The sequence below is a fragment of the Streptomyces sp. NPDC050743 genome (assembly GCF_044456925.1).
Taxonomy (GTDB): domain Bacteria; phylum Actinomycetota; class Actinomycetes; order Streptomycetales; family Streptomycetaceae; genus Streptomyces.
The window spans coordinates 15,781-36,303 of sequence record NZ_JBITGJ010000031.1 but is presented as its reverse complement, the minus strand read 5'-3'; the positions used below and the strand labels follow the sequence as shown (position 1 = coordinate 36,303).

21 protein-coding genes and 3 pseudogenes are annotated in these 20,523 nt (G+C 73.5%); 13 read left to right on the top strand and 11 right to left on the bottom strand.

Annotated elements, in window-relative coordinates; genetic code table 11:
• Positions 1-133 precede the first annotated feature (133 nt).
• Positions 134-1,990, top strand: a complete 1,857-nt coding sequence (locus tag ACIBJF_RS26900; protein ID WP_399177425.1) for a M1 family aminopeptidase — start codon at positions 134-136, stop codon at positions 1,988-1,990.
• 145 nt (positions 1,991-2,135) lie between these two features.
• Complete coding sequence (locus ACIBJF_RS26895; protein WP_399177423.1) at positions 2,136-2,972, top strand: lysozyme; 837 nt, start codon at positions 2,136-2,138, stop codon at positions 2,970-2,972.
• 39 nt (positions 2,973-3,011) lie between these two features.
• Here ACIBJF_RS26895 and ACIBJF_RS26890 read toward each other — a convergent pair.
• Positions 3,012-3,104 (bottom strand): annotated as a pseudogene (locus tag ACIBJF_RS26890).
• A 212-nt stretch (positions 3,105-3,316) separates the two neighbouring features.
• Between ACIBJF_RS26890 and ACIBJF_RS26885 the strand changes: the two are divergent.
• Positions 3,317-4,537 carry an RNA-guided endonuclease InsQ/TnpB family protein gene (locus ACIBJF_RS26885; protein WP_399177421.1) on the top strand — a complete coding sequence of 407 codons (1,221 nt, stop codon included), beginning with the start codon at positions 3,317-3,319 and terminating at the stop codon, positions 4,535-4,537.
• A 127-nt stretch (positions 4,538-4,664) separates the two neighbouring features.
• On the opposite strand, the gene ACIBJF_RS26880 is transcribed toward ACIBJF_RS26885, so the two are convergent.
• On the bottom strand, positions 4,665-5,306 hold the full coding sequence (locus tag ACIBJF_RS26880) for a LysE family transporter (RefSeq protein WP_399177418.1): 642 nt from the start codon (positions 5,304-5,306) through the stop codon (positions 4,665-4,667).
• Between the two features lie 211 nt (positions 5,307-5,517).
• On the opposite strand from ACIBJF_RS26880, the gene ACIBJF_RS26875 reads away from it, so the two are divergent.
• Both ACIBJF_RS26875 and ACIBJF_RS26870 read left to right on the top strand, forming a co-directional pair.
• Positions 5,518-6,021 carry a molybdenum cofactor biosysynthesis protein gene (locus tag ACIBJF_RS26875; RefSeq protein WP_399177415.1) on the top strand — a complete coding sequence of 168 codons (504 nt, stop codon included), beginning with the start codon at positions 5,518-5,520 and terminating at the stop codon, positions 6,019-6,021.
• Positions 6,022-6,098: 77 nt separating this feature from the next.
• A complete protein-coding gene (locus tag ACIBJF_RS26870) occupies positions 6,099-6,893 on the top strand; it encodes an SDR family NAD(P)-dependent oxidoreductase (RefSeq protein WP_399177413.1) in 795 nt (264 codons plus the stop codon).
• A 66-nt stretch (positions 6,894-6,959) separates the two neighbouring features.
• Here ACIBJF_RS26870 and ACIBJF_RS26865 read toward each other — a convergent pair whose 3' ends face one another.
• From ACIBJF_RS26865 to ACIBJF_RS26855, 3 genes are all read right to left on the bottom strand, one after another.
• Positions 6,960-8,105 (bottom strand): aromatic acid exporter family protein, encoded by a 1,146-nt coding sequence (locus tag ACIBJF_RS26865; protein ID WP_399177411.1) that lies wholly within the window; start codon positions 8,103-8,105, stop codon positions 6,960-6,962.
• 233 nt (positions 8,106-8,338) lie between these two features.
• Positions 8,339-9,076 (bottom strand): polysaccharide deacetylase family protein, encoded by a 738-nt coding sequence (locus ACIBJF_RS26860; protein WP_399177409.1) that lies wholly within the window; start codon positions 9,074-9,076, stop codon positions 8,339-8,341.
• Complete coding sequence (locus tag ACIBJF_RS26855; protein WP_399177407.1) at positions 9,073-10,461, bottom strand: UDP-N-acetylglucosamine--N-acetylglucosamine transferase; 1,389 nt, start codon at positions 10,459-10,461, stop codon at positions 9,073-9,075. The genes ACIBJF_RS26860 and ACIBJF_RS26855 overlap by 4 nt, the downstream gene beginning before the upstream one ends.
• Positions 10,462-10,603: 142 nt before the next feature.
• Between ACIBJF_RS26855 and ACIBJF_RS26850 the strand changes: the two genes are divergently transcribed.
• Both ACIBJF_RS26850 and ACIBJF_RS26845 read left to right on the top strand, forming a co-directional pair.
• On the top strand, positions 10,604-11,023 hold the full coding sequence (locus tag ACIBJF_RS26850) for a BlaI/MecI/CopY family transcriptional regulator (RefSeq protein WP_399177405.1): 420 nt from the start codon (positions 10,604-10,606) through the stop codon (positions 11,021-11,023).
• A gap of 4 nt (positions 11,024-11,027) precedes the next feature.
• Positions 11,028-12,044: a M56 family metallopeptidase gene (locus ACIBJF_RS26845; protein ID WP_399177403.1), complete on the top strand. Its 1,017-nt coding sequence runs from the start codon at positions 11,028-11,030 to the stop codon at positions 12,042-12,044.
• A gap of 192 nt (positions 12,045-12,236) precedes the next feature.
• Here the strand turns inward: ACIBJF_RS26845 and ACIBJF_RS26840 are convergent.
• Positions 12,237-12,428, bottom strand: a pseudogene (locus ACIBJF_RS26840) (FAD-dependent oxidoreductase); the annotation flags it as partial.
• On the opposite strand from ACIBJF_RS26840, the gene ACIBJF_RS26835 reads away from it, so the two are divergent.
• Positions 12,345-12,521, top strand: a complete 177-nt coding sequence (locus tag ACIBJF_RS26835; RefSeq protein ID WP_399177523.1) for a hypothetical protein — start codon at positions 12,345-12,347, stop codon at positions 12,519-12,521. The pseudogene ACIBJF_RS26840 and the gene ACIBJF_RS26835 overlap by 84 nt on opposite strands.
• A 139-nt stretch (positions 12,522-12,660) precedes the next feature.
• On the opposite strand, the gene ACIBJF_RS26830 is transcribed toward ACIBJF_RS26835, so the two are convergent.
• Together ACIBJF_RS26830 and ACIBJF_RS26825 are read right to left on the bottom strand one after the other, a co-directional pair.
• Positions 12,661-13,830 (bottom strand): AI-2E family transporter, encoded by a 1,170-nt coding sequence (locus ACIBJF_RS26830; RefSeq protein WP_399177401.1) that lies wholly within the window; start codon positions 13,828-13,830, stop codon positions 12,661-12,663.
• A gap of 144 nt (positions 13,831-13,974) precedes the next feature.
• Positions 13,975-14,642, bottom strand: a pseudogene (locus ACIBJF_RS26825) (nitroreductase).
• A gap of 277 nt (positions 14,643-14,919) precedes the next feature.
• Between ACIBJF_RS26825 and ACIBJF_RS26820 the strand changes: the two are divergent.
• Positions 14,920-15,069 (top strand): hypothetical protein, encoded by a 150-nt coding sequence (locus tag ACIBJF_RS26820; RefSeq protein ID WP_399177399.1) that lies wholly within the window; start codon positions 14,920-14,922, stop codon positions 15,067-15,069.
• Between the two features lie 18 nt (positions 15,070-15,087).
• On the opposite strand, the gene ACIBJF_RS26815 is transcribed toward ACIBJF_RS26820, so the two are convergent.
• The 3 genes from ACIBJF_RS26815 to ACIBJF_RS26805 form a co-directional block, all read right to left on the bottom strand.
• Positions 15,088-15,456, bottom strand: a complete 369-nt coding sequence (locus tag ACIBJF_RS26815) for an ANTAR domain-containing protein (protein ID WP_399177397.1) — start codon at positions 15,454-15,456, stop codon at positions 15,088-15,090.
• A gap of 188 nt (positions 15,457-15,644) precedes the next feature.
• The gene (locus tag ACIBJF_RS26810) at positions 15,645-16,085 is read right to left on the bottom strand and encodes a DUF2267 domain-containing protein (RefSeq protein WP_399177395.1); all 441 of its coding nucleotides are present in this window, start codon (positions 16,083-16,085) and stop codon (positions 15,645-15,647) included.
• A gap of 228 nt (positions 16,086-16,313) precedes the next feature.
• The gene (locus ACIBJF_RS26805; protein WP_399177393.1) at positions 16,314-16,802 is read right to left on the bottom strand and encodes a DUF1360 domain-containing protein; all 489 of its coding nucleotides are present in this window, start codon (positions 16,800-16,802) and stop codon (positions 16,314-16,316) included.
• A 219-nt stretch (positions 16,803-17,021) separates the two neighbouring features.
• On the opposite strand from ACIBJF_RS26805, the gene ACIBJF_RS26800 reads away from it, so the two are divergent.
• The 4 genes from ACIBJF_RS26800 to ACIBJF_RS26785 all read left to right on the top strand — a co-directional run bounded on the left by ACIBJF_RS26800 (position 17,022) and on the right by ACIBJF_RS26785 (position 20,504).
• Positions 17,022-17,552, top strand: a complete 531-nt coding sequence (locus tag ACIBJF_RS26800; RefSeq protein WP_399177391.1) for a hypothetical protein — start codon at positions 17,022-17,024, stop codon at positions 17,550-17,552.
• A 239-nt stretch (positions 17,553-17,791) separates the two neighbouring features.
• Entirely contained in the window at positions 17,792-18,160 is a 369-nt protein-coding gene (locus ACIBJF_RS26795; RefSeq protein WP_399177390.1) for a hypothetical protein, read from the top strand.
• A 74-nt stretch (positions 18,161-18,234) separates the two neighbouring features.
• Positions 18,235-19,941: a hydrogenase maturation protein gene (locus ACIBJF_RS26790; protein WP_399177388.1), complete on the top strand. Its 1,707-nt coding sequence runs from the start codon at positions 18,235-18,237 to the stop codon at positions 19,939-19,941.
• Complete coding sequence (locus ACIBJF_RS26785) at positions 19,938-20,504, top strand: hydrogenase maturation protease (RefSeq protein ID WP_399177386.1); 567 nt, start codon at positions 19,938-19,940, stop codon at positions 20,502-20,504. Before ACIBJF_RS26790 ends, ACIBJF_RS26785 begins: the two co-directional genes overlap by 4 nt.
• The last annotated feature ends 19 nt before the right edge of the window (positions 20,505-20,523 follow it).

The following is a 20,523-nucleotide window of genomic DNA, read 5'->3' as shown; positions in this document are numbered from 1 at the left end:
GACCCCATAAGGGCGCGGCGCACCTGCCGGTGCAGCGATCGCGCAAGCCCCGTCAGCGGCCGCCCCGGCGTACCCAGCCGGCCGGCGGCCATCGAGCAGGCCGGGAATCCCGGCCGCCGCAAAGGAGTAGCGTGTGAGATCGACCCCCCACAAGGTCCTCGGCGCCGGTGCGCTCACCGTCGCCGTGGTGGCCGCCCTCGTGCTCCCCGGCACGCCCGCCGCGGCCCGGCCGGCCGCGGCACCCGCCGCCTGCACTCCGACGCAAGTCGTCGGCAACGGCGGCTTCGAGAACGGGACTTCGCCCTGGTCGGCGTCCTCCTCCACCGTCATCACCAGCCGCTTCGGACAGACCGCCCACAACGGCAGCTCCTACGCCTGGCTGGACGGAGTCGGCGGCACCCATACGGACACCCTCAGCCAGAGCGTCACCGTCCCGGCCGGCTGCGACACGGCCACCCTCACCTTCTGGCTGCACATCGACACCGACGAGACCACCTCCTCCGTCGCGTACGACAAGCTCACGGCCAAGATCGGCAGCACCACGCTGGCCACCTACTCGAACCTCGACGACAACACCGGGTACGTCCAGAAGTCGATCGACGTGTCGGCGTACGCCGGGCAGAGCGTCACCCTCTCCTTCACCGGGACCGAGGACTCCAGCCTCCAGACGAGCTTCGTCCTCGACGACATCGCGCTCAACACCTCCGGCGGCAGCGCGCCCCCGCCGGGCGACTCCACGCGCACCCCGGCCTCGCCCTCGTACACCGCGAACCTCAGCAGCGACACGAGCGGCACGGTGTGGACCGGGCACGAGAGCGCGACCTTCAGCAATGCCTCCGCCACCGCACTGACCGAGGTCTACCTGAGGCTGTGGGACAACTACCACGGCACCTGCGACGCCATGCCGATCCGGGTCACGAACGTGACCGGCGGCACCGCGGGCGCGCCCTCCGTGGACTGTACAGCCCTCAAGATCGCTCTGCCGGCCCCGCTCGCCCAGGGCCAGAGCACCACCATCGGCTTCGACCTCGGCATCACCGTGCCCAGCGGCGCCGACCGGTTCGGCCACGACGGCGCCTACAGCTTCATCGGCAACGCCCTGCCCGTCCTCGCCGTCCGCGACAGCGCAGGCTGGCACCTCGACCCCTACACGGACAACGGCGAGTCGTTCTACTCCCTGGCCGCCGACTTCAAGGTGACCCTGGACCACCCCAGCGGCCTGCTGGTCCCGGCCACGGGCACCTCCACCGACACGCCCGGTTCCAGCGGCCGTACGGTCACGACGGCGACGGCGTCGAAGGTCCGTGACTTCGCCTGGGCCGCCGGGCCCTTCGCCAAGATATCCGGCACCTCGGCGGCCGGCGTCGCGGTGAACGTCTACTCGGTCTCGGGCATCAGCTCCGCCAGCGCCCAGTCCATGCTGAGCACCGCCAAGAGCGCCGTGGACGCCCACGCGGCCCGCTTCGGCGCCTATCCCTACGGCGAGCTGGACGCCGTGATCGACAACAACTACTGGTTCGGCGGCATGGAGTACCCGGGATTCGTCCTGGACGTGGTCAGCACCACCGCCCTCACCCACGAGATCGGCCACCAGTGGTGGTACGGCATCGTCGGCGACGACGAGTACAACAGCCCCTGGCTGGACGAGGCGTTCACGGACTACGCCACCGACCTCGCCCTCGGCAAGACCGGCGCAAACTGCTGGAGCAGCGTCTCCTGGGCCTCCAGCGCCGAGAAGATCAGCAACTCCATGGCCTACTGGGACGCGCACTCCTCGCGCTATTCCACCGTCGTCTACGGCTACGGCAAGTGCGCCCTGCACGACCTGCGCCGCGCCCTCGGTGACACCGCGATGAGCAAGCTGCTGAAGGACTACGCGACCGCCCACTGGTACGGCGTGTCCACCACGGCCGAGTTCAAGTCCGCCGCCCAGGCCGCCACGAGCACCGACCTCACCTCCTTCTGGACCCAGCACCGCATCGACGGCTGATCCGGCGAGGGCCGGTCGTGGGACGCACCCCCGGGCCCACGACCGGCCCGTACGCCACCCGGAGGCCACCCATACGGACCAAGGGCGGCCGAAGATGGCTTCGTTGGCGGTACCCGGAGTGCGGTACGGCCCGACCGCGGGTCAGATGGTTTCCGTGCGAAGCTCCATATCCCTTCAGCGCGGCCGCTCACGCCTTGCCCTCACGGGCACCCTGACCGGCCTCCTCCTCGCCCTGTCCAGCCCCGCGGCCCGGTCCGACTCGGCCCCGGACACACCCCCGCGCGGCAGCGCGTACATGGGCATAGGCGTCCTGGCCCATGACGGACGCGGCCCCTACGGCTCGGCCACCACCCGGGGGAGCCAGACCGAGGGAGTCGACGTCTCCAGCCACCAGCGTGGCGTCGACTGGCCGACCCTGTGGGCCGACGGCACCACCTGGGCGTACGCGAAGGCCACCGAGGGGTCCTCCTACACCAACCCCTACTTCGCCCAGCAGTACACCGGCCCGTACAGCGTGGGCATGGTCCGCGGGGCGTACCACTTCGCCACCCCCGACTCGGCCGGCGGTGCCGCGCAGGCCGACTACTTCCTGGCGCACGGCGGCGGTTGGACCGCCGACGGCAGGACATTGCCGGGCGCGCTCGACATCGAGTGGAACCCGTACGGCGACGCCTGCTACGGCAAGTCCAAGAGCGGCATGGTCGGCTGGATCCGCGACTTCCTGAACCGCTACAAGTCCCGCACCGGACGGGACGCCGTCATCTACACGGCGACCAGCTGGTGGACCCAGTGCACCGGCGACTACGCCGGTTTCGGCGGCAACCCGCTGTGGATCGCCCGCTATGCCTCGACCGCAGGGACGCTGCCGTCGGGCTGGTCGTCGTACACCATGTGGCAGTACACGTCCTCCGGCAAGACCGTCGGCGACCACGACCGCTTCAACGGCCCCTTGGACGGGCTGAAGTCCTTCGCGGCCGGCTGACCCCGCGCCGGGCACGCCCGGCGCGGGGTCAGGATCGGGCGGAGAGGGCAGGATTCGAGCCTGCGCGGACCGTTCAGGCCCGACCGTGAGACGCGCTCAGGTCCCCGACAAGCCACTCCGGGGCACCTCTCCTCGCTCCCGGCTGCGGTCTCCCGTGCCGTTCACCGGGTTCCTCCGAGGATGCCCTGGCCGTCAGGCCGGGGAGGAATCGGACTCCTGCGGGGCAGGGCAGGGATGGCCGGATCGCGGTCAGGGCGATCCGGCGTCCGCCCCGCACGGCGGTGATGTCGCCCGCAATGATCGAGAGCTCTCAACTGTCAGTCCGCTCGGGTAGGTTCGGATGCATGACGACAGAGGCGACCACGAAGGACGCCGGGCATGCCCGGTACACCTTCCGTGTGCGCCTGTCGAACACGGCCAGGCGCCGGCTCGAAGCCGAGTGGGATCGCTGCCGGTGGATCTGGAATGAGTGCGTCGCGAAGTCCCAGCAGGTCCACGTGCAGGGCAAAGCGGGTGGCGAGAAGCTGACGTGTGGTCCGGCTCAGCTCGACAAGATGCTGACCGAGGCCCGCAGGGCGACGCCCTGGCTGGCTGAGGGCGCGAGCGTGCCTCAGCAGCAGGTGATACGCGACTTCGCCAGGTCGAGGGCGAAAGCGCTGAAGGACATCAAGGACCGGTTGCCGATGCACCGGCGGGCCGGGATGCCCCGCTTCAAGAAGAAGCGGGAGGCGCGGCCCAGCCTCAACTACACCAAGCGCGGTTTCCGCCTCAAGGACGGCCGCCTGCACCTTGCGGGCCAGATCGTGCTGACGGTGGTGTGGTCGCGGGATCTGCCCGCCGACGCGTCGAGTGTGCGCGTGTACCAGGACAGCCTCGGCCATTGGTATGCGTCCTTCGTCGTTGCCGCGCAGAGCGAACCGCTCGCCCCCACGGGGCGCGTGCTCGGGGTGGACTGGGGTGTGAAGGAGACCGCCACCACCACCGACGACGCCTACGATCTCCCCCATGCCGAGCACGGCAGGCGGGCCGCGCAGCGGCTGGCGAGGTACCAGCGGATGATGGCCCGGCGGCGCCGTCCGAAGGGACAGCCCGCATCCGCGGGCTACCGCAAGGCGCAGGCACAGGCGGCGAAGCTGCACAAGAAGATCGCGCGGCAGCGGGAGGACACCGCCCGCAAGTGGGCCAAGTCCGTGATGCGCGGCCACGACGGGGTCGCGGTGGAGGACTTCAGGCCGAGGTTCCTGGCGAAGACGACCATGGCCCGCAAGGCGGCCGATGCCGCCATCGCCGCGACGAAGCGTGCCCTGGTCGAGATGGGCCGCAAGCACGCACGGGACGTCCGTCTCGTGCACCCGGCGCACACCACGATGGACTGTGCCACGTGCGGAGCGAGAACCAAGCACGCACTGCCTCTGTCGATGAGAACGTATACCTGCACCGTGTGCGGAGCCGTGTCCCCCAGGGACAAGAACTCCGCCCGCGTGATGCTGGTCCGGGCAGGTTGGAACCCGGACGGTGTCGAGGGCGTAAGACCACCCGAGCCGCCGGCTCCGGCGGCGGCCTGAGCCGTAAATCCCCGCACAGCCCTGGAGGGTGACGCATCCCCTCCCTCCAGAGAGGGGAGCCTTCAAGAGAACCACGGTGCCGCACCGCTGACACGGCGCCGACATGCCGGGCACGCGTACTCACCTGTCATCCCTGGTGGCCGTGTGCGAAGAGCACGCGGAGGGCCAGTGCCGTCATGACGGCGCTGGATGTCAGGGCCGTGAGCAGCCGCCCCCGGCTGCCGGTCAGGAGCCGGCCGAGCAAGGCTCCGCCGCCGGCCAGGAGGAGCTGCCAGCTGGCCGATGCCGCGAAGGCGGCCAGGACGAACACGGCCCGTTCGAGGTGGTCCGGTGCCGCCGAGGTCTGGCTGCCCAGCACCAGGGCCGCGAAGTACACCACGGTGAGGGGATTCATCATTGTGACGCCCCACAGCCCCAGGAAGGCCCGGGCGGGGCGGAGGGGTGTCTCGTCGGTACGGGAGGCCGTCCGCGGCGTGCGGTAGTGGGTGATCGCCGTTGCCGCGCCGCGGACCGCCAGCACGACGAGCACCGCGCCGGCGGCCCAGCGCAGGGGATGCACGATCGGCTCGACGGCGTGCGTCAGCGCGGATCCGCCGAGCACGGCGATCAGCGCGTAGAGGCCGTCCGCCGTCGCGACCCCCAGCGCGGCGCACGCGCCGATCCGCATCGAGGTCCGGGCGGTCAACGCCACCAGATAGGTCCCGACGGCCCCCACGGGCACGGCGATGCCGTAGCCCGCGAGAAGCCCCGCGACCAGCGCCGCGGTCATGCGTGCGCGGGCGTAGGCCTCCGCCGTGGGCCGCGCTGCTGTCGGTCGCTCACCGATCGGTCGGCGGCGGTGGACGGCAGGAAGGGGGTCGGCGAAATCATGCGCTGATCGTGGCGGCAGCGCGGCCGCCGGACAACTTCTTTTCGGACGGGCACCGGCCGGGGCACCGGCCGAGCGCGGGCACGCGTCGTCGCCGTCGTAGGCTCGCTGTGTGTTCCAGGTCGAAATCCTTCAGCTGCTGGTCTCCCCGGTGCACCGGCTCGCGGGCCGGCCGGGCGACGGAATGCCCGAACTGCCCTCCGGGGAACTGGTGACGACCGCAGAGGTGCGCGCCGGGCTGGGGCTCGTCGGCGACCGGTACTTCAACCAGGCCGCCCACCGCAACGCCTCGATCACCCTCATGGCCGTCGAACGGCTTCTGCAGCCGGGTCCGCACCCGGCGGACCTGCTGCGCACCCGGCGCAACGTCCTGCTGCGCGGAATCGACATCGACGCCTGCGTCGGCGCGACCGTCTTCCTCGACTCCGGCACCGGCCCCGTGGAACTCGAGGTGCGCAGTGCGGCCCGGCCCTGTGCCTGGATGGACACCACCCTCGGCCCTGGCGCGCAGCGTGCGCTGCGCGGCGGCGGGGGAGTGCGCTGCCGCCCCCTGACCGACGGCACCCTCACCGTGGGCCCGGCCCTGTTCGGGGTGCGCGAGCCGGGTCCCGCCTAGGCAGCCCTGCTCGTTGAGCCGGTGATGCCGGAACCGCCTACCGTGAGAACAGGGGGCCGACCCGGACAAGGACCGCCATGGACCTCCAGCTCACGGACAATGTCGCTGTCGTCACGGGAGCGAGCAAGGGCATCGGCCTCGCCCTCGCCGACGCCTTCGCCCGAGAGGGCGTGCGCGTCGTCGCCGGCAGCCGAAGCGTCACCCCGGAGCTCGAAGAGCTGCACGAAAAGTACGGCGTCACCGCAGTACCGGTCGACCTGGCCACCGCGGACGGACCCCGCACACTCGTCCGGCTCGCGGTGGAGCAGTACGGCAGGGTCGGCATCCTGGTCAACAACCTGGGTGCCGCGACGCCCCGGCAGAGCTTCCTGGACATCGACGACGCCGAATGGCAGCGCATCTTCGACCTGACCCTGTTCAGCGCGGTCCGGACCAGCCGCGCGGCGCTTCCCCACCTGCTGGCCGCGGACGGCGGTGCCATCGTCAACATCAGTTCCATCAACGCGCGCCTGCCCTTCCCCGCGGTGGTGGACTACTCCGCGGCGAAGGCCGCCCTGGCCAGCCTGACCAAGTCGCTGTCCGAGGAGTTCGCGCCCCAGGGCGTCCGGGTCAATGCGATCGCTCCGGGGCCGGTTCGCACTCCGTTCTGGACCGCGCCGGGTGGCTTCGCCGACGCCACGGCGGCCCAGGCCGGCACCACCGCGCAGGAAGCCATCGATGTCGTCGTGCCGCAGAGCATGGGCATCTCCACCGGGCGGGTCACCGAACCGCACGAAGTCGCCGACCTGGCACTCTTCCTCGCCTCGCCACTGGCGGGCAACATCACGGGAGCCGAGTTCACCATCGACGGGGGCCAGGTCAAGACGCTGTGACCGCCCCGCCCGCCCCCTCGGCCCGGCGCCCCGCCGACGGCGTCGCCGCTTGGTGACCGGGCCCGGTCAGGTGCCCGAGACGGCCAGTTGATCGGCCAGCCGGTGGGCCTGGGCGAGCAGGGCGCCGTACGTTGCGACCTCGTCCGGGTCGTCCCTCGTGGAACGGACCAGGTCCCGGCGCAGCTCGTTCAGCGTCGCGCGCAACCGGGCCACGGCCGCGCGCAGCTCGTCCTCGTGCCCGTCGCGGTCGTCACCGAACCGGCTGTGGCTGTAGAGCCGTAGCGCGTGTGCCGTGCGGCGCAGGAACTCGGCGTAGCGGTGCGCGAGTTCGGGGTGCGGCCGGGGTGCCGCGAGCTCCTCGGCGGCGGCCTCCAGCACGGTGCGGGTCACGCCCGCCGTGTGCACGGCCGCGTAGTCCAGCACCAGGATCGCGTCGTCGTACCCCTTGCCGGGCGGTGGCCCGGCGCCGGTGCGGCGGCGCAGGTTGCCGCGCAGGCTCTCCCGGCCCCACTCGACCGAGGAGCGTGCCTGCTCCACGAGCCGGTGCAGCCGCAGGGCCCGCTCGTGCCGGGCACCGGCCTCCTCGGCGTCCCAGCGTCCCTCGGCCAGCCCCTCGGCGACGGCCAGCAGGATGTCGTGGGCCTCCTCGGTCGCGTCCTTCAGCACGGCCCTGCTGTCCCGCAAGTACAGCGGCGGCCGCACCAGCGCGTTGACGGAGATGCCGACCACGGCCCCGAACAGGGCCTCCGCGAGCCGGGCCGCGGAGGCGGCGACGGTGACGGTTGCGCCGGTCAGGACGAAGAGGGCGCCGGTGGCCGCGTAGATGCCCTGGCTGCCCAGGCGCCGCCACTGGCCGAGCAGCATCGCGAGGGGCAGGACGACGGCCATCGCGGCCACCGTGTCGTGCACCGGCAGCGCCACCGCGGTGGCCACGACCGTGCCGGCCGCGATCGCCGCGAGCTGCTGCAATCCGTGCGCGATCGACCGGTACACGGTCGACTCCACCAGGACCACTGCCACCCAGGGCGCGACGAACGCCATCGGAGCGTGCAGCCACCAGCCCGCCACCGCCCAGGCCAGCCATGCGGCCAGGGCCGCCTTCACCGCCTGCGCGGCCAGATCGCGCTCCCGGCACGGTCCGGCCCACGCTCGTGCCAGACCGTGCGCCGCGGCCGTCGCCTCGTGCCCCAGCGCCTGCCACGTCACTCGCACGCGCCGGGTGCCACCCTGGGCACGCCCGCGCATCGTCCGCCCGCATCGCATACCTTTCGGGTGACCAGCGGCCCAACCCCTACGCGCCTTCACCGGCCTTCGGCCCTGTTCAGGTGGCGCGGCGGCCGCGTGCGCCGAGACCTCGCCCCGCACGATCACCGTGCCGGCCGGCAGCAGCAGCCCGCGATCGCCCGTGCGGCGGCCGAGTGCGGTCCTGCCTGCCGATGGACGGCTCACGCACCCGCAGGCCATCCGTGGTCGCCCAGCCGGCCGACCGCGAAGTCCCGTTCCGCGCAGGTGTCGAGGATGCGGGGCAGCGCGCCGAGCGCCGAGCGCCAGGCGCCCGGGGCGGAGGTGCAGTCGGAGTCGTGGAGCAGGATGGTGCCGCCGCCGTCGAGATCGCGGGTGACGGTGCGGTGGACGGAGGCCGGGGTGGCCCGGGCCGTCCAGTCCTCCCCCCAGCAGGTCCACAGCACCGGCGTGAGGCCGAGGCGGCGGGCCGCCAGATGGGCGGCGGTCGACATGACGCCGTAGGGCGGCCGGAAGAGGGTGGGCGCCCGCCCGGTGATCGAGGCGACGGTGTCGCGGGCGCGGGCGAAGTCGTCGTGGGTCGCGCGCGGGCCGCGCAGGAGCAGCGGGCGGTGCAGCCAGCCGTGGATGCCGATCTCGTGGCCCGCCCCGGCGATCTCGCGGACCAGACCGGGTGAACGGTGCGCCTGTGCGCCGAGCAGGAAGAAGGTGGCGTGCACCCCGCGCTCGGCGAGCAGTCGCAGGAAGAGCGGGGTGGAGCGAGGGTCCGGTCCGTCGTCGAAGGTCAGGGCGACGTGGCCTGGACGGCCGCGGCCCGCGAGACGGGGCATGAGCCGGTTGCGCAGGGGGCCGAAGGTGGAGACGACGGGTGCCGCATGGGCGGCGGCGAGCGCGGGCAGGGCTGCCAGGGCGGCGGTGCGGAAGGCGTGGGCGGCGGTCACGAGTGGCGGCCTTCCGGCTGTGAGGCGTGATGCGGGGTGCGGTCGTCCAGATCGAGGCCGTGGTCGATGGCGTGCGCCAGTGCCGGGCCGTCGTACGCCGTCACGATTCCGGCGCCGACGGCGCACGCCCACACGGCGCACGCGACGGCGGCCGTGGTGGCGAGCCGCCGTGGCGTGCCGCCCCGGCTCGCGCGGCGGCGCGGGTCGTGCCGTGGGAGCCCCGAGTTGTGCAGGCGGGCTATCTCCGCCGCCGGGCCTCTCTCCGGCGTCGCGGCGAACAGGGCGAGGCCCGTCTCGCGCTGACGCGGACCGAGCGGGCCGTCGATCAGGTCGTGCAGCACGGCCTTGAGGTCGACCGCGTCACGGATCCACGCCGCCGCTCCGGCCTCCTCCAGGGCGGCGGCGTTGGTCAGGCCATGGCCGGGTATGCAGCGGTAACTGGCGACGGGCAGGCCCGCGGCGAACGCCTCCAGGGAGGTCAGTCCGCCGGCGTTCTGGATGAGGACGTCGGCGGCGTGCATCAGCCCGGGCATGTCGTCGACCCAGCCGTAGGCATGCTCGATGCCATCGGCGCGCAACCGCTCGGCCAGGGCCTGGTTCCGGCCGCAGACGACGACCGGTACGGCGGCGCCGCAGTCGCGCACCTCCAGTGCCACCCGCCGCAGCGGCCCGACGCCCCAGGACCCGGCGACCAGCAGGGCGAGCGGAGTGCGCGGCGGGAGCCCGAACCTGGCCCGTGCGCGGTCGCGTTCCCGTCGGTCGCAGGGCCGGAACCGCGGGTCGGTGACCGGCCCGCACACCCGCACGTCCCCGGCGCCGGCGGCCCGTGCCTGGGCGGCGGGCACGGCGTGGGCGGCGAGGTGGACGTCCACGCCGTCCGCCACCCACAGCGGATGCACCGAGAAGTCGGTCAGATAGGTCACGACCGGGACGGTCAGCCGCCCGTCCCTGCGCAGGTCGCCCAGCACCCGGCTCGCACCCGGGTAGGTGGAGACGACCGCGCCGGTCGACGGGGCCAGGGCACGCAGCACCCGCCTCTCCGCCGCGCGCAGCAGCGCCCGCGCCGCCGGGCCGCCGCCCCCGGCCCGCTCGGTGCTGGAGTAGATCCGCTGGTAGGCCCACGGTGCCCGGACGAGCATCCGGTGATAGCCCTCCTGGACGGCTCGGCCGAGTCGTGCGGGCAGCAGGTCCAGCAGATCGTGCCGGTCGACCGTGAAGCCGTCCGCGACGAGGCGCCGGGCGAGTTCGGCGGCGGCGCCGTCGTGACCCGCCCCGACGCTCGCGGAGATGATCGCGATGCGGCCGGAGGGCGTCGGCTCGCTGCGCGGGCGCGGTACGGGACCCGCGGGCGCGGGCCCGGGAAGCGTGCGTCCGGCGTAGGGCATGGGCTGGTCCTCCGGGCCTCGGGAGAGCTGGCGGCTCTACAAGATGTAGTAGATCGCGCTTCGAAGCCCGGAGCATACCTCCTACAGCTAGTAGGAGATGACCGGGTAGCCTGTCCGGACGAAAGCGGAGGAAGGGCGGACGGTGAGCGACCCGAAGGGCGAGGAAGCGGCCGGCGGATCCGGCAGGCGGGCGCGGGGCGAACTGGAGAGCGACGTGCTGGCCGCACTGTGGGCCGCCGACGGCCCGCTGACCGCCCGTCAGGTCCTTGAGCGCCTGCCCGGCGACCTGGCGTACACCACCGTGCTGACCATCCTGTCCCGCCTCTACGACAAGGGCATGCTCGTACGGAACCGGGAGGGGCGCGGATACGCCTACACACCGGTCCGGGACGAGGCGTCGCACACGGCCCGGCAAATGCGGTCGCTGCTGGAGGAGGGTTCCGATCGCGAGGCGGTGCTGACCCGCTTCGTGTCCGAACTCTCCGCGCGGGACGAGCAACTGCTGCACCAACTGCTGTCCGGGCACGACCCACGGCACGAGCGCTCCGACGGAAGGCAGTGAGCCGGTGCTGATCAGCGTCTACGTTCCGTTCGCCGTCACGGCCGTCCTCACGCTGCTCGCGCCGCGGCTGGCCCGGCGGCTCACCCCGCGCCCCGCCGCCTGGTCCCTGGCCTGCGCCGCACTCGTCACCGCGGTGGGCTGGACCGGTTCGCTCGCCCTGCTGGCGTTCACCGGGATCGCGCAGATTCCCCAAGTCGCGGCCGAGGGCCACTGGTCGGTGGCCGCGCTGCGCGCCGAGGACCCCGTGTACGCCGTTGTCGCGGCGGTCAGCGCGGTCGTCCTGGCCGCGAGCGCCGTCTCGCTGGCCGTGGCCTCGTTCCGCCAGGTCCGCCAGGTCGCGCGGGCGCGGCGGGAGTGTGCCGGGCTGCGCGGTGACACGGAACTGGCCGTGCTCGACGACGCCACACCCCTGGCGTTCGCCCTTCCCGGCGCCCCCGGTCGGATCGTGGTGTCCCGGGGAATGCTGCGCTGTCTCGCCGACGACGAGCGCGAGGCCCTGCTGGCGCACGAACGGGCCCATCTGCGTGGACGGCACCACTTCTTTCTGAGCCTGTGGCGGCTCACGGCTGCCCTGAACCCGCTGCTGCGCCCCCTGGCCGACACCGGCGCCTTCGTCCTGGAGCGCTGGGCCGACGAGGAGGCCGCCGCACAGGTGGGCGACCGCGTGGTCGTCGCCCGCGCGGTCGGACGCGCCGCACTCGCGTCGGCGGGCGCCTCCCGCCCCGCCTCGCTGGCCGTGACCGGCGGGGAAGTGCCCCAGCGAGTACGGGCTCTGCTGGCGCCGCCCCCGGCCCGGCGCAGCCTGCCCTTCCTGGCCGGCGCCCTGTTGCTGACGGTGTGCTGCGCGAGCCTGGCCAACGCTGCTTCCGACAGCGATCGCATGGTCGACAGCGCGCAGCGAGCGCGGTGCGCGGTGCCGGTGGGCGCGGCGAGCACGGCGCCGACGGGCGACCACCGGCACGGGCCCGCCTTCTGCTGCGGCCCTCACCACCGGGGTGAGCGCGGTGAACACCAGCCGTAGAACTGCGTGTCCTCACCCGCCCGCCGACACATCGGCCTGGGACCGGTTCGGCGGACCGCGACGAGCGGGGTGCGGGCCGCCACGCCGCCGTCCGCCCCGCTTCGGTGTCCGGCCGGGGAACAGCGGCTCTGCCCGCGCCCACCGCGCGTCCGATGACCGGAGGAAATGTCCCGGGCGGCCCCCGCGGGCACATCACCCAAGGCTCGGCGGCGTCCGGTCGGCGTGCCGGAGGATCGCCCGCGTCGCCACCCGGGACGGGGTGACCCGCAGTGCGGTGTTGCGCAGGGCCACGGCCGGCGGATGGGACAGCCGCCGGCCCATCCGGCCCGCCTGCCGGGCCGCACGGGCGACCGCCTGCGAGCGCGGGCGGCGCTCGGCGTTGTGCGACTTCCTCGCCGCGCAGGGCACACCGACCCGGAGCAGCGGACGGTGACGCTGCTGACCTGCGTGGACGGCCTGGTCTTCGCCGGCTGGTGAACGGCGGGAGCGTGTCGGAGGAGGAGATCCGCGGACTCGTGACGGCCACCCTGCGCTGAGCGGTACGACGACGGCGGCGGTACGCATCAGAGCGGCCCTGTGCCCCTTGTGGCTCACGGCAGTTGACGGTGGCCCGAGGTCACGGCGGCGCCGCTCGCAGGGCGCGCAGCACGGCCCAGACCACCGACACCAGCGGCACGGCCACCACGGCACCGATCACCCCGGCGATGATGCTGCCGGCGATCACCGACACCGCGACGACCAGCGGATGCAGCCGTACCGCCCAGCTCATCACCAGCGGATGCAGCACATGCCCCTCCAGCTGGCCGATCACGACGATCAGCGCCAGCACGGCCAGAGCCGTCAGCGGCCCCCGCCCGGCCAGCGCGACGATGGTGGCGACGGCGAGCGCGACCGGCGAGCCCACCAGTGGCACGAACGCGGCGAAGAACTCCAGCAGCGTCAGCGGCAGCGCGAGCGGCACCCGCAGCACGAGCAGCGCGACACCGACGAGCACGGCATTGGTCGCGGCCACGATGATGATGCCGCGCGTGTACCCGGCGAAGGCCCGCCAGGCGGCCCACCCCGCCCGGTCCCACGCCGGACGGGCGCCGATCGGCAGCAACTGGTCGCGCACCCAGCGCCACAGGCGTTCGCCGGAGTGGATGAAGAACACCGAGGCGAACAGCGCCAGCGCGCCCCCCGTGACCAGCTCGACCACCCGGCTCAGCCCGCTGACGGCACGGCTGAGCAGGCTGGACCGGTGTGCGGCCAGATAGTGCGTCACCTGGTTCTCCAGCTCGGACAGCCGGCCGGGACTCAGCCGGAACGGCGGCCGCTGGAGCCACTGCTCGATGCGGTGCACCCCGCCCCGGAACTCACCCGTCAGCCTGGCCGACTCGCCCGCCACGGCGTTGCCCACCAGGGCGAGCAGGGCCAGCAGGAGCAGGATGCTGCCCAGCAGCGCCACGGCGACGGACAGCGGCCGCGGCAGGAACCGGTTGAGCTGGTCCGTCAGCGGCCGCAGCACGGAGGTGACGACCAGCGCGAGGAACAGGGCCACGGCGATGAGCTGGAAGCTGCCGAGGATGCTGAAGACGCCGTAGACGACGACGCCGACGAGGATGAGCCGCCAGGCGTAGGCCGCCCCGACCCGCAGCCACGGCACCGTCCGCTCGGCCGCCGGCACCGGCTCGGTGCGCGGGACGGCCGGGAGCCGCACGGTGTACGCCGGCCGGCTGCCCAGCACCCGCCCCCTGCGGCGTCGGCCATCCGGCCCGGCCGCCCGCCGACGCGCATCGCCCACCACCGCTCCGGCTCCTCTCCGTCACCCTTGATGACGGTCGGTCACTTGTAGAGAACCGTAAGCGGACGGCGCGAGAGGGGCGCGCCCAACGCGCCCGCGCGCGGATTCCCCCGGACGGGGACGTTTCACGGCCGGATCGCCGTCGCCCTACGCGTCGCCGAGAAACGTGGCGGTCTCCGTGAGCGGCGCCCGGTCGATGCGGGGGAACGGCGCCGAGGCATCCTCGAAGCCGATCGACACACCCGCGAACAGGATCGGCTCCTTCGGAGGTGACACCACCTCCGCGACCGTCCGGTGGTACACCGACCACGCCATCTGCGCGCAGCTGTGCAGCCCCTCGGCGCGCAGCAGCGGCATCACCGTCTGCAGGTACATCCCGAGGTCGGCCCACTGCGCCGCGCCCATGTCCCGGCCGATGTAGCACAGCAGGAGACACGGGGCCCCGAAACAGGACCAGTTCGCCGCGACGGCCGTCCGGCGGGCCTCCGCGTCCCCGCGCCGGATCCCGAGTGCGCCGAAGCGCTGGGCGGCCGCCGCGGACCGCCGCTCCCGGCAGGGAGACCTCGGCTCCGGTGGATACATCCGGTACTGCCGCTCGTCCCCGGGATCACCGGCGGCCGCTCGTTCGACGGTGCGCTTCTTCAGTTCGGCCAGCGGGGCACCGGTGAGCACATGGACGTGCCACGACTGGAGATGGCCGCCCGAGGGCGAGCGCGCGGCGGCGGCCAGGACCCGTTCCAGCGCCGCACGCGGGACCGGCTCGTCCGTGAAGGCCCGCCCGCCCGCAGGCTCGCCACCGCCTCGTACACATCCACCTGGGTGACCTCCGGGCCGACTCCGCCTTCCGCGGCATCGACGCGGGCCGGCCGCCGCATGTGACCGAAGGCCGTCCCGCCCGGCGCATCCCCGCCTCCACATGTCCCCCCTACGAACACCCGCTCGACACGGCGGCCCCACCTGCGCGCTCACACCACAGATCTCCGTCGGCGACCGGCGTCGGGAGCAGGTGCGCACAGGACATTCACAACCGCCGTGGGTGGCCCGACAGGGGCGGGGCACCCGGAGAGCGTCGTCGGCAGAAGGGATCAGCCAGTGATCACTGTCGCCGTGCTGTTGCTTCCCGTCCTCACGGTCCTGCTGTTCGGCCTCGACCAGGTCGAGGACCGCTGGATCCTGCGTCCGCCGACGGCCCGCCGCACCAGGCACCGTCGGCGCCGTCGTCTGAGGGCGGGCCGCCGCTGATCCGTCGCCGGCAGGCTCTTATCGGCCCGTCGCCGTGCCGTCGTCCAGGCCGGCGCAGCGCCGGTAGCGGAGGATCGCCTTGCCGAGCTCGACCCGCTCCGGTTCGGGGAGTGTGCCGCCCTGCACGTAGTCCAGGATGTGCTCGGCGACCGTCCGCAGTTTGGTGTTGGTGCGCTGGGAGACGTCCCTGAGCGCCCGCCAGGCCTCTTCCGGGGCGATCCGCCCGACGACGACCACGGCTCCGATGGCCTGGTCGATCACCGCGTGCGAGGACACAGCGCGCTGCAACTGCTCGTTCTCGGTCACCAGCCGGTCGTACTCCGCGGCGAGCTCGGTCGAGGAGAGCAGCACAAGCGGCTGCTGCCGGGAGAGAGCGAAGAAGGCCATGGAGCACCTTTACGGGGTCGGGAGCGTCACTGCCACGGCTGCCCTCGATGGGCGCTTGCACACCAATTGAAGCAGCAGCGCGAGACACCGTCACGCCGCTCGGGCCCTGCCGAAGGGCGTGAACATGCGTGCGCCCGACCTGCCCCTGCCCTTCCGGTTGGGCGCATGCCGGACCGGCCGGCGCGCTTTCATCCCTCCCGGCCGACGCGGCCGCGTTCGGCCGCCCGGCCCACCGGCAGCAGGTCGCGGATGTCGGCGGGGAGGGCGCCGGCCATCCGTTCGGTCAGCTCCGGGGCCAGCGCGGCGTCGAGCACCTCCATCACCGCGGCGGCGTCCCGCAGGGCCGTGTCCTCGTCGGTGCCCGCCCGGTCGGCGATGCGTCCGGCGAAGACGGTCAGCCCGAACCGCTCGCCCGATACGCCGGAGTCGGCCCCGGCCGACGCGTCGGCCGCCTCCCGCATCGCCGCCGCCATGTCCGGCGGCAGCTGTGCGGCCACATGCCGGGCCAGTCCGGACGGCAGCCGCTCCGACAGCGTGCTCACGACGGCGTGTGCGGCCCGTTCGGCCGAACCCCGGTCCGGCAGTTGGGCCAGCGCCTGCACCTTTCCGATCATCTCGTCGTGGTGCATGAGGCCGGTTCCTTCCTCACGAAGTCCTGACGGTGACGCCCCCTCGCCGCGGGCCGGGCAGCAACCTGCTCCCGGCCGACGGCGCCGTCACCGGAGTCGGCCGCGTCTCCCACGGCCCCGGCCGAGTACCCCGGTCGCCGCCACCGGTACCCGGCCCGGCGGCGCCCCTGTGGAGGTGAGCGCCGCCGCGGACGGCGAAGAGCGGGGCCGTTCGCCGGTGCCGCCGGCTCAGCTCTCGGCGTTCTGCTGGGTCCACGTCCAGGCGTACTGCAGCCAGTCCGCGACCGTCAGCGCGCCGAGGCCACCGCAGACCAGGCGGGTGAGCCGGGGCGCGGCCGCGTAGGAGCACACCAGGGCGCCGGCGGCCCAGGCGGACGTGCAGAACGGGCAGGACAGCAGGTCACCGACGGCCCGCCGCACCCCGTCGCCGCGCGGTTCGTCGACGACCTCGCCGGCCTCGCCCTCGCCCGCACGGCGGGTGAACGGCGCCCGCAGAAAGCTCGTGATCTTGTCCCTGGTCAGCAGCCTGGACGCCTTGTAGGCCGCCGTGCCCAGCAGCACGACGTCCCACGGCGGAAGCTCCTGCGGCAGGCGGACACCCCGGCGCCGGGCCAGCACCGCGTATCCCCCGGCGCCCGCCGTGAAGACGGCGGCGAGAACGGCGTACCCGGCGAGAGGAGCGTTGCCCCGGCCGTCGTACTGCCCTGCGTCCGTCATGCCCTGACCTCCGGTGCGTGTGCTGCCGTGGCCGGCAACGAGTTCCCCGGGGCAAGGGGGCGACACGCGGCCAAGGGGCGGCGGGGCCGCGCGGCGGAGGCGGGCCGGCGTGTGGGATGCCACATATGACCTGGTTCGCACGCCCTCCCTGTCCCGCCCGGTGCCGGGCTACCGTTGCGTCGAGCCCCTTTTCCCTTTTCCTTCCCGGACGGCCTGGCTGTGCTCACTGATCTGTCCCCTCTCATCGCTGCGACGTCGCGCTGGCTGACGGTCGCCTATCCGCCGAGCGGCGGCGCGCTGGCCTCCGCACTCTGCGAGGCGCAGGCCCGGCAGGCGGTGACCGTCGCTGCGCGGCTGCGCTACCCGACCGACATCGACGCGGCGCTCGTCACGATGGCCGGCCCCGGCGGCGCCGCCCGGCTGGACTGGGTCACGGGTGCCGAGCGCACCGGCGAGGAGGGCGCGGACGACGACTGGGCCTGGCGGACCTGGGTGGACGAGGTTGTGGCCAGCTGGGCGGCCGGCCTGCTCACCGACCCCGAACTGGCCGGCCTGGCCGTCGCCGCACTCGCCGAGGGCGAGCACGGCCCGGGCTCGCCGGCCGAGTTCCGGCGCCTGCTCGCCCCCGACGACGGCGACCGGCGCGCCGCCGCCCTGCTGCGCCACCCCGACCTCCTCGCCCCCGTGGCCGAGCTCCACCTCGACCAGCTCCTGGACCGGCTCGGACCGGGCCGCACCCTCGCGGCCTGAGCCCGCGATCCGCCGGACCGGCCCGGTGTCGTATGCCCCCGCGGGGGTACTGCGGAGCTGATCCGGGGTCGTGGCCGGCTGGGCGGCCGGCTCCGGGCGACGGCAGGGAGGCGAAGGCGATGCGCGTGCCAGTCGACGGCAGGGCGGCCCGTGCCGGATCCGGGCCGTGGCCGAGGCCGCCGTACGACGGGCCGGCGGTCCGCGGGCCGGTCCCGCCCACCGAGGGGTGAGGCTCGGCCATGGCCTTCAAGAACCCCGTGGACCGCGGCGGGACGGGCCGCGGCCGGTTCGAGCAGTTCGCGGAGTACGCCTCCAACTTCACCAGCTCGCCGGTGTTCTTCCTCTTCTGCCTGCTCCTCGTCGGCTTCTTCGTCGCCGCGCACGTCGCGCACCTGCGGCTCGAACTGCTCCTGCTGGCGGGCGAGTCCATGACCGCGGTCACCCTGCTGCTGCTCGCCCTGCTGAAGAACGCCGAGATGCGGGCCGAGCATGCGATCCAGCGCAAGCTCGACGCGATCGCCGGTGCGCTGCTGGAGGCCCACGCCGAGGACGGGAGCCGGGCCTTCGAGGAACTGCGGAACGCGATCCGGATGGAGGAAGAGACCTGAAGACCTGACCGAGGCGGACAAAAGGGCGCGGCGGTGCTTCACCTCACCCTCGCGAGGGACGACGATGCGGTGTCATGGACATTTTGCTCGTCGCCAGCGCGTTCAACAGCCTCACCCAGCGCGTGTACGCCGAACTGACGGACCACGGGCACCACGTGGACGTCGTCCTCGCCTCACAGGGCACCGAACCCGTCCGGGACGCCGTCCGGGAACTGCGGCCGGACCTGGTCATCGCACCGATGCTCAGGACGGCGCTGCCCGAGGACGTGTGGCGCGAACACACCTGCCTGATCGTGCATCCGGGTCCGCCCGGTGACCGCGGCCCGTCCTCGCTGGACTGGGTCATCGCCGAGGGGGCGCGGCAGTGGGGCGTGACGGTCCTGCAGGCCGAGGCGGCGATGGACGCGGGCGCGATCTGGGCGGCGGAGCCGTTCCCGGTACCGCCCGTCGGCAAGAGCGACCTGTACCGCAACGAGGCCTCCGACGCCGCCGTCACCGCCGTCCACACCGCCGTACGGCGCTACGCCGAAGGCGTTCACAAACCCCGGCCGCAGTCCGACGGCTCGGTCAGCGTGGTCTGGCGCGACGCCTTCCGGCAGCAGCGGCGCCGCATCGACTGGGAGTGGGACGACACCGAAACGATTCTGTGCAAACTCCGCGGCGCCGACTCGCAGCCGGGCGTCCTGGACGAACTCCTCGGCCGGGAGGTGTTCCTGCACGGCGGGCACCCCGAGGACCGGTTGCGCGGCCGTCCCGGCGAACTCCTCGCGCGGCGGGCCGGCGCCGTCTGCCGGGCCACCCGTGACGGCGCGGTGTGGATCCCGGAACTGCGCCCCCGCAAGAACTCCGGCGATCCCGCGCCCTTCCGCCGCCCGGCCGCCTCCGTGCTCGCCGCCTGGGAACCCTCCCTCGAACTCCCGGAAGCACCCGTCCCGTTGGAGCTGCCGTCCGACCGGCGGACCTGGACCGACATCCGCTACCGGCAGCACGGCGACCTCGGCTTCCTCGGTTTCTCCTTCCCCGGCGGCGCTATGAGCACCGACCAGTGCCGCAGGCTGCTCGCCGCCTACGAGTACGCGCTCTCCCGGCCGACCCGCGTCCTGGTGCTCGGCGGGGACCGCGACTTCTTCTCCAACGGCATCCATCTGAACGTCATCGAGGCGGCGCCCGACCCGGCCCGGGAGTCCTGGGTCAACCTCAACGCCATGGACGACCTGGTCGAGGCTGTACTGCGCACCACCGACCGGCTGGTCGTGGCCGCGCTCGCCGGCAACGCGGCGGCAGGCGGCGCCATGCTCGCCCTCGCCGCCGACGAGGTGTGGTGCCGTACCGGCGTCGTCCTCAACCCGCACTACCGGCGCATGGGCCTGTACGGCTCCGAGTTCTGGACGTACACCCTGCCCCGCCGCGTCGGCGCGGAAGCCGCCGAGCGGCTGACCACCGAGGCCCTGCCCGTCAGCGCCGCGTCCGCCGAGCGACTCAGGCTCGTGGACCGGCTCGTACCGGCCGCGCCCGGCGAATTCCCGGCCGCTGTACGGCAGTTGGCGGCCGAGCTCGCCTCCTCGCCCTTCCTGGACGTGCGGATCGCCGCCAAGGCCGCCCGCGCCGCAAAGGACCACGAACGCCCGCTGGCCGGCTACCGCGAGTCCGAACTGGCCCGGATGCACACCATCTTCCACGACCCCGAGGCCCCCTACCACGCCCTGCGCTCCGCCTTCGTCCGCAAGACACCGTCCGGCTCACCCCGGCCCCTCGCCGTGCCCGCCGGAGCCGTCCGGTGACGCCGCGGCTGCTGGTGGCGGGCGTCGGCAACATCTTCCTCGCCGACGACGCCTTCGGCCCCGAGGTGATCCGCGCCCTCGGCGGGCGCCCGCTGCCGCCCGTGGTGCGGGTCCACGACTACGGCATCCGCGGCATGGACCTCGCCTACGACCTCCTCGACGGGTACGACACCGCCGTCCTCGTGGACGCCGCGCGGCGCGGTCACGACCCGGGCACCCTCTCCCTGATCGAGGCCGAACCGCCCGACGGCAGCGTCGTGCCCGAGGCCCACGGCATGGACCCCGTGAAGGTGCTCGCCCTCGCCACCCACCTCGGCGAGGAGCCGCTGCCCCGTGTCCTCGTCCTGGCCTGCGAGCCCGAAGTGCTGCCGACCGGCGACGAGGACCTCCTGCCGGGGCTCAGCACACCGGTGCGCGAAGCCGTCGGCCGGGCCGTGGACGCCCTGCACACGCTGATCCCGGCTCTGCTCGCCGACCCCGGCGCGCCCGCGCCCCCGTTGGGCCGCCCGGTGGAATCCGGGCCCCCCTGCCCGGCTGCGCTGCCCGGTACGGCGGGCGGCTGAGCGGAAGATCGGTGGAGCC

Excerpts from the sequence above, each read along its gene's own strand:
- ACIBJF_RS26895 (WP_399177423.1), top strand. The coding sequence starts at position 2,136 with ATGGTTTCCGTGCGAAGCTCCATATCCCTTCAGCGCGGCCGCTCACGC.
- ACIBJF_RS26885 (WP_399177421.1), top strand. The coding sequence starts at position 3,317 with ATGACGACAGAGGCGACCACGAAGGACGCCGGGCATGCCCGGTACACC.
- ACIBJF_RS26880 (WP_399177418.1), bottom strand. The coding sequence starts at position 5,306 with ATGACCGCGGCGCTGGTCGCGGGGCTTCTCGCGGGCTACGGCATCGCC.
- ACIBJF_RS26870 (WP_399177413.1), top strand. The coding sequence starts at position 6,099 with ATGGACCTCCAGCTCACGGACAATGTCGCTGTCGTCACGGGAGCGAGC.
- ACIBJF_RS26855 (WP_399177407.1), bottom strand. The coding sequence starts at position 10,461 with ATGCCCTACGCCGGACGCACGCTTCCCGGGCCCGCGCCCGCGGGTCCC.
- ACIBJF_RS26835 (WP_399177523.1), top strand. The coding sequence starts at position 12,345 with ATGGGACAGCCGCCGGCCCATCCGGCCCGCCTGCCGGGCCGCACGGGC.
- ACIBJF_RS26815 (WP_399177397.1), bottom strand. The coding sequence starts at position 15,456 with ATGGCCTTCTTCGCTCTCTCCCGGCAGCAGCCGCTTGTGCTGCTCTCC.
- ACIBJF_RS26810 (WP_399177395.1), bottom strand. The coding sequence starts at position 16,085 with ATGCACCACGACGAGATGATCGGAAAGGTGCAGGCGCTGGCCCAACTG.
- ACIBJF_RS26805 (WP_399177393.1), bottom strand. The coding sequence starts at position 16,802 with ATGACGGACGCAGGGCAGTACGACGGCCGGGGCAACGCTCCTCTCGCC.
- ACIBJF_RS26795 (WP_399177390.1), top strand. The coding sequence starts at position 17,792 with ATGGCCTTCAAGAACCCCGTGGACCGCGGCGGGACGGGCCGCGGCCGG.
- ACIBJF_RS26790 (WP_399177388.1), top strand. The coding sequence starts at position 18,235 with ATGGACATTTTGCTCGTCGCCAGCGCGTTCAACAGCCTCACCCAGCGC.